Here is a 12182-nt window from a genome sequence, read left to right on the forward strand (position 1 = left end):
AATAGGGCCCTGTAAAGGTGTCCTTTTTTTATACCTTGAAAAATAAAAAAGTGGTCATCTAAGACATTCAAAGTTTTAGATGATCACTTTTTTTATTTAACTTAATCATGTGTTTGAATGGCACACACAACCCCGCTTTGAAAAGAAAAACTGGTTGTTTCACCCACAAATTCATTACTCGACAATGAAACAGGCTCTGAAAAATCAACCCCATCGAGCCGGTATTTTGCGTCATATAAATGCAAGTCAGTCACTTTATTTAAACAAGCAAAAGCTAAGTACCTGGTATTAGGCAACTTTTTCAGCAAATGTTGACCTGGCAAATAAAAGCCGACTTGATTCCAACGGTCCACAATTTCGATTTTTTCACAAACCGGTTTAAATTCTGGCGTCAACACGAAAAAAATGTTGCTTAACAGTTGATCTAACCGCGCACCCGTTGCACCATAAATCACAACTTTATCAAAAGTTAATTCTTGGAAAATATACCGTAAAGCCAACACCGTGTCTGTGACATCCTCTTTTTTAGGGCGAACCACACTTTTAACAGCGTGATCTCTAACTAACTGAATTTCAGCCGCCGTTGAAGAGTCGAAGTCGCCGACCGCTAAAATTGGCTTGACTCCTTGTTTGACAAGCCTAACTGCCCCATAATCGGCACCGACCCAGACTTCATCAGCCGTTGGGTGCTGCATTTTGTCTGTTAATCCAACTGGCCAATCTGCTTCTGGTCCCCCCACCAACAAATTTACGATCATAATTGTTTTTCACTAGCCTTTCGCAAGGCAGCGATACTTTGGGCAGGATCATCTGCACCAAAAATATAGGAACCAGCCACGATTACATTTGCACCGGCTTCAAGCGCTTGCTTTACTGTTTGGTCATTGAGTCCGCCATCAACTTCGATGTCGAAATGCCACTGGTTTTTCTTTCTAGCAGCTGCTAACTGCGCAACTTTAGGCATCGTTTCAGGTAAGAAACTTTGTCCGCCAAAACCTGGATCGACAGTCATCACTAAGACTTGATCGACCATTGGCAATACTTCGCTAATTGCGCTCACAGGTGTCCCAGGATTTAGCACGACCTCGGCTTTCATTCCAGCAGCCTTGATCAAAGATAAAACAGAATGCAAGTGGGCCGTTGCTTCAACGTGGACACCCATCATATCAGCTCCGGCTTTAGCAAAGTCGGCCACATATTTCTCTGGCTGCTCCACCATCATATGGCAATCAAAAACCAGTTTAGAATGTGGACGTAAGGCCTGAACAACATTTGCGCCAAAGGTTAAATTTGACACAAAATGACCGTCCATAATATCAATATGCAGGTACTCTGCCCCGGCTTGTTCAACTTTTTTAACTTCACTTGCCAAATTGGCAAAATCAGCGCTTAGGATCGATGGTGCAATTTTCATATGATCACCTCAATAAAAGATTTAACTTGACGATAATAGTTTAACCAACACCGTCAGTTATTGCTAACAAATTAATTGTATTTTGGTTTTCTTTTGGCCAAATCACTTTGGAATTGAACATAATTTTCATAACGACTGGCCAGAATTTCTCCTGCCTCGTATGCTTGCTTAACTGCACACTTGGGTTCCTTCAAATGCAGGCAACCGCGATATTTACAACCGTCCTGCAGTTCTACAAAATCAGGATACAATAGCGGCAGCTCCTCTTTTTTAACGTCTAAGACATCAAATGAAGAAAATCCAGGGGTATCAGCAATCAGGTTACCAGCAATTTTACGCAAAGTTACTTTTCTGGTAGTATGTTTCCCCCGACTTAGAGCCTTAGAAACTTCCGCCGTCTCCAATTGGAGTTCTGGCGCGATCGTGTTCAAGAAAGTGGACTTTCCCGCACCGGTTTGTCCCATCACTACGATCACAGAATTTTCAACCTGTCCTAAAAATTGGCTTTCTATTTCTGCAGACGATTCTCCCTCAAAAATAAAGCAGGGATAAAAGCGTTGGTAGTAGGCAACTAACCGCTCTAGCTCCTCTTTTTCAGGTGCTGTCAGTAAGTCTGCCTTAGAAAAATACAACATTGGCTGGATCTCATTTTGAGCCAATGCCGCTAACTGACGATCCAACAAATTCGTGGAAAGATCTGGTTGCCGACAAGCGGTGACCACAATTGCTCGGTCAATGTTAGCCATAGGCGGTCTGATCAAGCTATTTTTGCGCGCTAAAATTTTTAATAAATAACCTTCCTGTTGATTATCCGCCTTAAATTCAACCCAATCACCCACCAGCGGGGTCTCTTTTTTATTTCTAAAATTCCCCCGTGCTCGAGTCCGGTAGACCTCTTGATGCGCTAAAACATCAAAGTATCCACTCAGTGATTGAATGATTCGTCCTTTATCCAAACTTTCTCCTGCCTTTCTGACCTTGAATAACTCCGCTGTACGCTGTCCGTGCAGCTGTTAGTCTGCGGTGACGTCATCTTTTTGCATGATAACTTGTCCATCGCGGACCACCTTATAAGCGCCTTTCTTACCATCCTCTAGTTCAAAAGGCAGTCGCATTGTTTGATCTGCTGAAATTTCTAAACTTTGATAAACTTTATCAATTTGATGATTCTTATCACCGATATAAATTTCAATTTTATTGGTCTTTTTGCCATCATTTTGTTGGTATGGCACTTTGACAGTTAAATCAAACTGCTCACTTTCGCTGCTTTCAGATGATGAAGATGAAGACGACTCATCTTTATCATCTTCGCTGCTTTCCTTTTGGGCCCCATCGGATAACACAACATTGATCGTGTCGCCTTGATTCAGCACTGTTCCTTCTGGCGGATCTTGACGCATCACTAACCCTTCATCAAAGTCATCAGAAAACTCATGCGAAACATTTAAGACTAACCCTTTTTCATCCGCGTAATCTTGCACACTTTTCAAAGTATAGTTAGAAAAATCACGCATTTTGAAACTCTGTGTCCCTTTGGAAACCTGAAAAGTTACCGAAGTTTCATTTAAAACAATTTTTTTCTTGGCCGAAATACTCTGTGACTTAATTTCACCTTGCGGAATTTTATCAGAAAAAACTTTTTCTTGCTGAACAGTCACACCTTTTTTGATCAATTCTTTTTTAACTTCTTGATATTGACGTCCAGTATAATCACCAAATTTTTCTTTATGCGGTCCTTTAGAAACGACCACATCAATGCGCAAGCCTTCCTTCACATTCGTTTTAACTTTCGGCTTAGAACTAATAATTTGTCCATAATAATAAGTGTCGTTATATTCTTGACTGATCTTGCCTAATTTCAAATGAGCGTCTGTTAACCGTTCTCGTGCTTCGGAAGTTGTCATTCCTTGAAGCTGCGGCACGGTAGTATCCTGCGGGATCATCGCATACACAATGCCTGTTCCTATAAGTAGCACTGCCAAAAAGCTCAGGAGCAAGATCACCTTTTTCTTTCTCGACCATTTGCGTTTTTTCTTCGCAGTTTTTGGTGCAGGCGACTGCGGCTTCGCACTGTTTGCTGCTTTAACTGCGTCGGCCTGTGGTGTCGCAGCGACCGGGGTCTCCTTGGCCAGGATCTTCGTTTCATCCTCATTCTTAAATGATGGGACCCACGGTTTTTCCTCCGCTCGCCGGTACGACAAAGCTGTTTCTAAGTCCGTTGCCATTTCTTGCACCGAAGCATACCGGTCCCTGAGATCCTTAGCCGTCGCATGTAGTACCACATTTTCTAATGCTTGCGGTATTTCTGGGTGTTCTGCCCGGACTGAAGGCATTGCCTCTTGATAATGCTTCATAATGATTGCAACAGCATTTTCACCCCGGTACGGGACATGTCCAGTTAACATTTCAAATAAAATGATCCCGAGGGAATAAATATCCGTTTGCTTACTGACAATACTTCCCCGCGCCTGTTCTGGCGAAATATAATGAACGGAACCCATTACCGTATTAGTTTTAGTCATCGTTGAATGTGAAACGGCCAAAGCGATCCCAAAGTCGGTAATTTTAACGTTACCATCTTGATCGATCAAAATGTTTTGCGGTTTCAAATCGCGGTGAATAATGCCATGAGCATGCGCATCACCAACCGCAGTTAAAATCTGCTGCATAATTTCAAGGATCCGGGGCAAGCTAAACGGAAATTCCTGTTTGATATAATCTTTCAGGTCCATCCCCTTCACGTATTCCATGACCAAGTACTGTAACCCCTGTTCCTCACCAATATCATAAATCATGACGATATGCGGATCGGTCAGTTCAGTTAACGACATTGCCTCTCCTTGGAAGCGTCGCACAGCACGAGCATCGTCTTGCATGTCTAACCGCAATAGTTTAACTGCAACTGCGCGCTTTAAAATCAGGTCATAAGCTACATAAACGTTAGCCATCCCACCTTCACCTAAGGTATCGATGATCTTATAGCGCCCATTTAAAACATAACCTGACTCCATTAACTGACCCCCTCACCATCAAAAGAAAGCAAGAGTGCCGTAATATTATCACTCCCGCCGGCCTCGTTGGCAGCTGCGATCAGTGCCTGACATTTTTCTGCCAGCCCCAACTGTTTTTGCCCTAAAATTTGCGCAATACCATCGTCGGTCACCATATTAGTTAAACCGTCAGTACATAATAACAGCTCTCCAGGAACAATTTCAGTTAGAGTCTGATCCAATTTTGCTTCGGATGAAACTCCCAAAGTTCGGGTAATAATATTTTTTTGCGGGTGATTTCGTGCTTCTTCCTTGCTGATCTGACCGTTTTTAACCATTTCATTGACCAGCGAATGGTCCTCAGTTAATTGCAGCAGTTTTCCGTCACTGAACAAATAGCACCGACTATCACCAATATTGGCGATCAAAAAGCGCTTTTCAAAGACGATCACACAGACTAAAGTGGTCCCCATTCCCATTAATTCATTATTTTGGTTGGCCGACTCCAAGATCTGCTCATTTTCAGCTGAAGCCTGTTTTTGTAACCAGGTATAAGCCTCATTAGGCATCTTAAATTCTGTTTGTTCAAATTCATACCCAATGTTTGAGACTGCCATTTCAGAAGCAACCTCTCCGCCCTGGTGTCCGCCCAAACCATCGGCAACAATGGCCAAGGCAACTCCAGCCTGGTTTTTAAAGAAGCCGACAAAATCCTCGTTTTTACTTCTTGCTCTGCCAACGTCACTTAAATAAGAATATTTCACTTCTTAACACCTCATTTTTGCTTAACAAGCGTTGCAATGAAAAAGCCGTCTGAACCAAAATCATCAGGATAGATCGTCAAAGATTTAGTTTCCCGGTCATCTTTGATCCCAAACTTAGTCGTGGTTTTAACCTGAACAAAATCTGGTTCATCCGCTAAGAATTGGTCGATCACTGCTTGATTTTCGGTGTTTAAGATCGTGCATGTACTGTAAGTTAAACGACCGCCTGCTTTAACTAATGGTGCAGTTGCTTTCAAAATCGCTAACTGGATCTTAGCCAAATTTTCTGTGTCGCCTAAACTCTTTTCGTACTTGATCTCGGGTTTCCGCCGCAACAAGCCTAAACCAGAACAAGGTGCGTCCACTAGCACTTGATCAAATGACTCGTCAGCATACAATGTACTGCTCTTTCTAGCATCTAGTGCTTGTAAAGTAATTTTGTCACCCACACGCATGCGGTCAGCATTGGCCTGGATCAAGCGTAATTTATTCTGATGGATATCCAGTGCCTCAACATGACCACTGCCTGTCAAATATTCAGCAATTTGGGTCGTTTTTCCACCCGGAGCCGCACAAGCATCCAAGACTTGGTCATCTGGTTTTAACTCCATTGATTCGACACTCAAAATTGCACTTTCATCTTGAATTGTGATCTTACCGCTTTGATAAACTGGTGAGTGCGGAATAAAACTGCCGCTAACTCGCAAAGCATTGGGTGAGACCCGACTATCTTGGACATCAAAGTCTAATTCCTGCAGCAAGCTAATTACTTGGTGTGTATCACTGCGTAACTGATTAACTCGAACACTTTGGGCCGGGGTCTGTAACCCAGCCTCTAATAATGAACTTGCCTTGTCCATGCCTAATTCAGCGATCAAAGCTTCAACTAACCAGCGTGGTGTACTACTGTAAATACTTAAATGTTCAACAGGATCTTTGATGTCAGACACAGCTGGTAAGCCCTGACGACCGATTGCATGCAAGATTCCCGTCACAAACCGCCGCGTACCTTCATGTCCCATTTGTTTAGCAATTTCAATTGCTTCGTTAAAAATGGCATGTTCTGGAATCCGGTCCAAATATTGCATCTGATAAACTGAGATCCGTAATAATTGCCGAACCCATAAGTCTACTTTTTGTGGGTCCTTGATAAATGGTGCCAAGAAATAATCGAGGGTCAACTTATTTTGAATCGTCCCATAAACCAAATTAGTGTATAAATTAACGTCCTTTGCTGACAATTGATTGGCAGCCAAGGTTTGGTCAACAATTTTATTTGAGTATGAGTTTTCCTTTTCGATCCGATTTAAGTCGCGGACCGCTACATAACGTGCACTATTTTTAAGATTATTTGTCATTAGAGATCAAAACCTGCCCTTTTTCTAAGCCTTGGTTGTTTCCATTTATAAAGTTAGTAATTGTTGACCGCTTTTTACCTGCGGGTTGTAATTCATTGATTTGATAGACTGTTCCATTCGCAGCTGCAACCTTCAGTTGGTGTTTCGTTAAATCAACGATCGTCCCGGCAGCTTGAGTTGTTTTTTCATCCAAAGGATCAATGTTCCACAGCTTCGTCCGCTGTCCTGCAAAATTAGCAAAGAAAGCCCCTGGTTCTGGTCTGAGTGCACGGATCTTCCAATCGAGCTCTTGAGCAGTCATGCTCAGCAAGAGTTCTTCTTCTTCTGGCTTAATGGTTGGCGAAAAAACAACCTGGCTTTCGTCTTGTTCCTCTGCCTCTAATTGACCCGCAATTAAAGCTGGTAATTTTTCTAACAGCAAGTCGCGGCCAAGATAGCTCAGCTTTTCAAACAAGCTTCCTGTATCATCACTAGCAGTAATTGGCAGTTCAACTTGACCTAACATCGCGCCAGCATCCATTTTCTTCACCATATAAATCAGAGTGACACCCGTCTTAGCATCACCATTCATAACTGAATATTGCACAGGTGCTCCACCACGATATTTGGGTAATAATGAACCATGCACATTGACCGCAGCAATTTGGGCACTAGCTAATAACTTAGTTGGTAAAAATTGCCCGTAAGCAGCAGTCACTAATAGGTCTGGAGCCATTTCGATCACTTGCTGCATTTCTGGACTTCCACTGAGCTTTTCCGGCTGTAAAACTGGAATGTCGTGTGCTAGTGCCGTTTGTTTAACTGGTGAAGCCGTTAACCGTCTCTTTCTTCCCACTGGGCGGTCTGGCTGAGTCACAACAGCTTTAATTTGATATTCTTTTGCAGCTAATAGTCCTTCTAAAACAGGTACTGCAAATTGTGGGGTCCCCATAAAAACGATTGAAGTCATTCACTCACATCCTTAATTTTAATCACGTCTTCTGATTTTAAACAAAATCAACCGGATCACGGTCAATTTTAACTTTCAAATTACGCGCAGCATCTTTTTGGCTGCTTAATAATAACTCTTCTAAAAATTGCTCTAATTTAGGTTCTTTTTTATATTTGATCACTAATTGGTAATAAAACTGATTGTTGATCCGCATAATCGGTTTAGGTGTTGGTCCTAAAATCACTGCCTGTGGGGATAAAACCTTTTGCAGCTGGCCATTAATGCCAAAGATTTTTTTAGCCACAGCCGCTTCACTGCCGCCGCTCACGACAATTTGTGTCGTAAAGAAATACGGCGGATATCCCCCACGATGACGCATGTTCATTTCGATCCCGAAAAATTTCTCATAATTTTGATTTTTCGCTAACTGGATCGCATAATGTTCTGGATTAAAGGTCTGAATCAACACCTCACCTGTTTTTTCGGCACGGCCGGCTCGACCACTGACCTGGGTCAACAATTGGAACGTTCGTTCAGCAGACCGAAAGTTAGGTAAGCTTAACGAAGTATCCGCATTCAAGACACCAACGAGGGTCACGTCTGGAAAATCTAATCCCTTAGCGATCATCTGTGTCCCTAATAAAATATTGGCTTCTTTACTGCCGAACTGTTGCAAAATTTTAGCATGTGCACCTTTTCTTCTAGTCGTATCAACGTCCATCCGCAAAATTTTGGCGGTTGGCAATAACTCTTGAAGTTCTTTTTCCACCTTTTCGGTCCCAGTTCCATAGTAACGGATCTTTTTGCTTTGACAACTAGGACAGGTCCGTGGAATTGCTTCCTCATGGCCACAATAATGACACTTCATTGAACGAGAATCCATGTGCAATGTTAATGAAATATCACAGTTCGGACATTTCAGCACGAAACCACATTCACGACACATCAGAAATGACGAATAACCTCGCCGGTTTAACATTAATACAACCTGTTCGTTTTGAGCTAACCGTTGTTCGATCGCACTCAGCAAAGGTGCCGAAATATCCAACGCCGGGGCAGTTTTTAGAGCTTGACGCATATCGACCAAATTCACTTCTGGTAGTGGCTGACCATTAATTCTTTCATCCAGCCGCAGCCATTCATAGACACCTTTTTGTGCCCGGGCCCGTGACTCCAATGATGGCGTAGCACTACCCAAAACCACCGGACAATTGTGCCATTCTCCGCGTTTGATTGCAACGTCTCGTGCATTATATTCTGGCATATCTTCTTGTTTATAGGAAGTTTCATGTTCTTCATCCATAATAATGATGCCAATGTCTTCTAAAGGTGCAAAAACTGCGGAACGAGCTCCAACCACCACTTGGGCTTCATGTCGTTCGATCCTGCGCCATTCATCGTATTTTTCTCCTTCAGATAAGCCGCTATGCAAAACTGCAACCCTCGAACCAAAACGTCCCTTGACCCGCCGCACCATTTGCGGGGTGAGCGAAATTTCTGGGACAAGCATTAAAGCAGTTTGGCCCTTTTCTAAAGCAGTAGCAATCGTCTGTAAGTAAACTTCAGTTTTTCCGCTGCCTGTGACACCCTGTAACAAAAAGACACTTTTTTGATGGTCTGTGATTGCTTGGTTGATCCGCTCAACAGCAGTTAATTGCGCTGGTTTTAATTGTTTCGGCTGCGATTGTTCGATCACTGCTTCCCGGTATGGGTCGCGATATTTTTCGACCTTAGTTTTAACGAGCCAGCCCTTCTTTTCTGCACTAGTAAACTGAGCCGCAGATAAGTCGCTGTCTTGCATGGCCTTTTTTAAAGTGACCTGTTCTAAACCTAAGGTCGTTAAATAATCCAGCATCTGAAAAGATTTAGCAGCATTAGCTCTGAGTGTTTCTCGCGCACTAGCCAGCTGGTCAGAACTCAAGCACCCTTGAATTGCGGTCACTTTTTTTGCTTTGGCCCGATCACGAACTTGATAGAGAACTTCTGCTTGATTAGCACGCTTTAATTTAGATAGTTCCTTAAAGGCGCTAGCAGTCAAAGTTTTGGTATCAAACGGAATCTCGTTTTTGTCACCAAATAACTTTTGAACGGCCGGAGAAATCTCCGTGGATGTCAATTTAATTGTTTTACTATAACTGGCCCGCATGGCTGCTGGCAACATGACTTGTAAACACGAAATTTTAAAAGAAAACGTCCACTGCGCTAACCAATTCGCTAACTGCAATAACTCAGTGTTTAAAACTGGTGTGAGATCCAAAACTTCCTCAATATCTTTTAAGGCAAAAGAAACGTCCGGCTCTTTTTCACTAATATTAATGGCAAAGCCTAGGACTTTCCGATTACCAAATGGCACGATCACGCGCATTCCGGGAAATACTTGGTTGATCAACTCGGTCGGTATCGAATACGTATACGGTTGATTAGTCTGCATCGCAGGCACATCCACAATTACCTCGGCAAATTGTTTAATCACATCTTTCCCCTCTTTACATTACGCTAATTTAAGTAACTCATCTAAAATTTCCTGGGCAATTTGAGCCTTGCTGGTTTTTTCAATTAGTTTTGGTTCTTCTTGCGGTCTTAACAACCGGACTTCATTATCTGCTGCATTAAAGCCAATATCACTCCGAGAAACATCATTTAAGACTAACATGTCCAAATTCTTTTCTGCGAGTTTTTTCGCTCCGTTGGCTAGCAAATTTTGCGTTTCAGCGGCAAAACCGACTAACCGTTGGTGGGTTTTCTTCTGGCCAAGTGCAGCCAAAATGTCTGGGTTAGCGACTAGTTCTAATTCAACCACATCTCGCCCATGCTTCTTAATTTTTTGATCAGCTACTTCCTTAACATGGTAATCAGCCACCGCAGCTGCCATGATCACAAAATCGTTCGCGTCAAAATTTTCTTCCAGCTGTTCCTGCAATTCTCTGGCAGAACGAATTGGGATCATTTTCAAATTAGTTGGTTGTGCTAGTGCAGTTGGTCCACTGATCAACGTCACTTCAGCTCCACGGTCAGCAGCAGCTTGCGCAACCGCATACCCCATTTTCCCACTGGAACGGTTACTTAAGAATCTAACCGGATCAATTGCTTCCACCGTTGGCCCTGCAGAAACTAAAATCTTCTTACCGGCTAAATCTTGCTGGTGAGTTAATTTGGCAGTGACCCACGCATAAATTTCTGCAGGCTCAGGCATCCGCCCTTGGCCACTGTAACCTTCAGCTAAAAAGCCGGTCACTGGTGGTAAAATTTCACTACCATCAGCTCGCAAACAGGCTACATTCCGCTTCGTAGCAGCTTGCTGCCACATTTTTTCATTCATGGCTGGAACCACGTATTTCGGAGCAGCAGTTGCTAATAAGGCAGTCGAAACAAAATCGTCTGCAATCCCGTTAGCCATTTTACCAATCATATTAGCTGTGGCTGGAACAACTACTGCAGCATCAGTCCAGTCCGCCAACGCAATATGCGGGACAAAGTCAGCTGGAGTCTTGCTATTAAAGTCGGTATACACTTCATGCTGACTCAGCACTGCAAAAGTTTGCGGAGTAACAAACTCTTGGGCACTGGCAGTCATCGCGACTTTAACTTCGTAACCTCCCTTAATAAAAGAGCGCACTAATTGTGCTGCTTTATAAACTGCAATGCCGCCGGTAATATACATAGCGATGTGTTTTTTACTCACAATATTCTTTCCCTTCACTGACTGATATTTCACCTTTCATTGTACCAATTTTAGCGGTATTAAAAAAGTGTTCATCACATCTTTAGACTAGCAAACCCAGCTTAAGTCTAAAAAGCAATGAACACCAACCGTACATTTTAATTATTCTGCACTTTTATCTGCAATCTTTAAGTCGCCTGCTTCAACTTCTTCAAGCGCACGGCCAACATTTTTGTCGGAAGTATATTCGCTCAATAAAGGCATTGCACCTTCGTCAAGTTCGTGAGCGCGCTTAGCAGCTAACATTACTAAAGAATAACGTGAATCAACTTGTTCTAATAATTTATCTACTGAAGGATATAAAATCATTTTAATGCATCTCCTAATTGTTTTTTATAATCTGGCAAGAAACGCTTAACACGCCAGCGTTCAGCACGAATAATGGTCTTAATTTTTTCTGCCGCAACGGGGACTTCATCATTCACAACTGCATAATCATAGTTTTGCATCATTTCAATTTCACCAACTGCTTGATGCATCCGCTTATTAATTGTTTCTAAATCGTCGGTCCCGCGATGAATGATCCTTTGTCTTAATTCCATCAAATCAGGAGGAGTTAAGAAAATAAAGAGACCATCAGGCACCTTTTCCCGAACCTGCATGGCACCTTTAACTTCAATCTCTAAAAAGACATCTTTCCCATCATCGAGCATCTCATTTACATATTTTAAAGGTGTACCATAATAATTGTCAACATATTGTGCATATTCTAGCATTCCGTCATTTGCAATTTCTTGTTCAAATTCATCTTTCGAGACGAAATAATAATCCTGCCCATTGACCTCTCCTGGTCGCATTTTTCTGGTAGTCATCGAAATTGAGTAATCGAAATTATTTCCCGGTTGCGAAAAAATCTCTTTTCTAACAGTTCCCTTACCTACACCAGATGGACCCGAAAGTACGATCAACATTCCTCTTTTAGCCATGCACTAAAACTCCTCAATTAAAAATTATTTAACTACTATCATGCGCTTTTTTGCCCTACTTTTCAAGGTTGACTTGCA

11 protein-coding genes are annotated in these 12182 nt (G+C 42.4%); all 11 read right to left on the reverse strand.

The genetic code is table 11. The features are described from left to right. Nucleotides 1-101 precede the first annotated feature (101 nt). Entirely contained in the window at nucleotides 102-758 is a 657-nt protein-coding gene (locus tag LPAF129_RS02975) for a thiamine diphosphokinase (RefSeq protein ID WP_244054674.1), read from the reverse strand. Further along, nucleotides 755-1414 (reverse strand): ribulose-phosphate 3-epimerase, encoded by a 660-nt coding sequence (gene rpe, locus LPAF129_RS02980; protein WP_244054675.1) that lies wholly within the window; start codon nucleotides 1412-1414, stop codon nucleotides 755-757. The genes LPAF129_RS02975 and rpe overlap by 4 nt, the downstream gene beginning before the upstream one ends. A gap of 71 nt (nucleotides 1415-1485) precedes the next feature. Further along, a complete protein-coding gene (gene rsgA / locus LPAF129_RS02985) occupies nucleotides 1486-2370 on the reverse strand; it encodes a ribosome small subunit-dependent GTPase A (protein WP_244054676.1) in 885 nt (294 codons plus the stop codon). Between the two features lie 57 nt (nucleotides 2371-2427). Then, complete coding sequence (gene pknB / locus LPAF129_RS02990; RefSeq protein ID WP_244054677.1) at nucleotides 2428-4425, reverse strand: Stk1 family PASTA domain-containing Ser/Thr kinase; 1998 nt, start codon at nucleotides 4423-4425, stop codon at nucleotides 2428-2430. After that, complete coding sequence (locus LPAF129_RS02995) at nucleotides 4425-5168, reverse strand: Stp1/IreP family PP2C-type Ser/Thr phosphatase (protein WP_244054678.1); 744 nt, start codon at nucleotides 5166-5168, stop codon at nucleotides 4425-4427. Before LPAF129_RS02995 ends, pknB begins: the two co-directional genes overlap by 1 nt. A gap of 11 nt (nucleotides 5169-5179) precedes the next feature. After that, a complete protein-coding gene (gene rsmB, locus LPAF129_RS03000) occupies nucleotides 5180-6526 on the reverse strand; it encodes a 16S rRNA (cytosine(967)-C(5))-methyltransferase RsmB (protein WP_244054679.1) in 1347 nt (448 codons plus the stop codon). After that, nucleotides 6516-7475, reverse strand: coding sequence for a methionyl-tRNA formyltransferase (fmt, locus tag LPAF129_RS03005; protein WP_244054680.1), 960 nt, complete (start codon nucleotides 7473-7475; stop codon nucleotides 6516-6518). The genes rsmB and fmt overlap by 11 nt, the downstream gene beginning before the upstream one ends. Nucleotides 7476-7512: 37 nt before the next feature. Continuing rightward, nucleotides 7513-9927 carry a primosomal protein N' gene (gene priA, locus LPAF129_RS03010; RefSeq protein WP_244054768.1) on the reverse strand — a complete coding sequence of 805 codons (2415 nt, stop codon included), beginning with the start codon at nucleotides 9925-9927 and terminating at the stop codon, nucleotides 7513-7515. Nucleotides 9928-9948: 21 nt separating this feature from the next. After that, on the reverse strand, nucleotides 9949-11139 hold the full coding sequence (coaBC, locus tag LPAF129_RS03015; RefSeq protein WP_244054681.1) for a bifunctional phosphopantothenoylcysteine decarboxylase/phosphopantothenate--cysteine ligase CoaBC: 1191 nt from the start codon (nucleotides 11137-11139) through the stop codon (nucleotides 9949-9951). Between the two features lie 141 nt (nucleotides 11140-11280). After that, nucleotides 11281-11487, reverse strand: coding sequence for a DNA-directed RNA polymerase subunit omega (gene rpoZ / locus LPAF129_RS03020; protein ID WP_244054682.1), 207 nt, complete (start codon nucleotides 11485-11487; stop codon nucleotides 11281-11283). Beyond that, complete coding sequence (gene gmk, locus LPAF129_RS03025; protein ID WP_244054683.1) at nucleotides 11484-12104, reverse strand: guanylate kinase; 621 nt, start codon at nucleotides 12102-12104, stop codon at nucleotides 11484-11486. Before gmk ends, rpoZ begins: the two co-directional genes overlap by 4 nt. Nucleotides 12105-12182: the final 78 nt, after the last annotated feature.

Origin of the sequence: Ligilactobacillus pabuli, from assembly GCF_022836475.1 — a bacterium.
Taxonomy (GTDB): domain Bacteria; phylum Bacillota; class Bacilli; order Lactobacillales; family Lactobacillaceae; genus Ligilactobacillus; species Ligilactobacillus pabuli.

Bases quoted from the DNA above. Each gene is read 5' to 3' on its own strand.
- LPAF129_RS02975 (WP_244054674.1), bottom strand. From the start codon at position 758: ATGATCGTAAATTTGTTGGTGGGGGGACCAGAAGCAGATTGGCCAGTT.
- rpe (WP_244054675.1), bottom strand. From the start codon at position 1,414: ATGAAAATTGCACCATCGATCCTAAGCGCTGATTTTGCCAATTTGGCA.
- pknB (WP_244054677.1), bottom strand. From the start codon at position 4,425: ATGGAGTCAGGTTATGTTTTAAATGGGCGCTATAAGATCATCGATACC.
- rsmB (WP_244054679.1), bottom strand. From the start codon at position 6,526: ATGACAAATAATCTTAAAAATAGTGCACGTTATGTAGCGGTCCGCGAC.
- fmt (WP_244054680.1), bottom strand. From the start codon at position 7,475: ATGACTTCAATCGTTTTTATGGGGACCCCACAATTTGCAGTACCTGTT.
- rpoZ (WP_244054682.1), bottom strand. From the start codon at position 11,487: ATGATTTTATATCCTTCAGTAGATAAATTATTAGAACAAGTTGATTCA.
- gmk (WP_244054683.1), bottom strand. From the start codon at position 12,104: ATGGCTAAAAGAGGAATGTTGATCGTACTTTCGGGTCCATCTGGTGTA.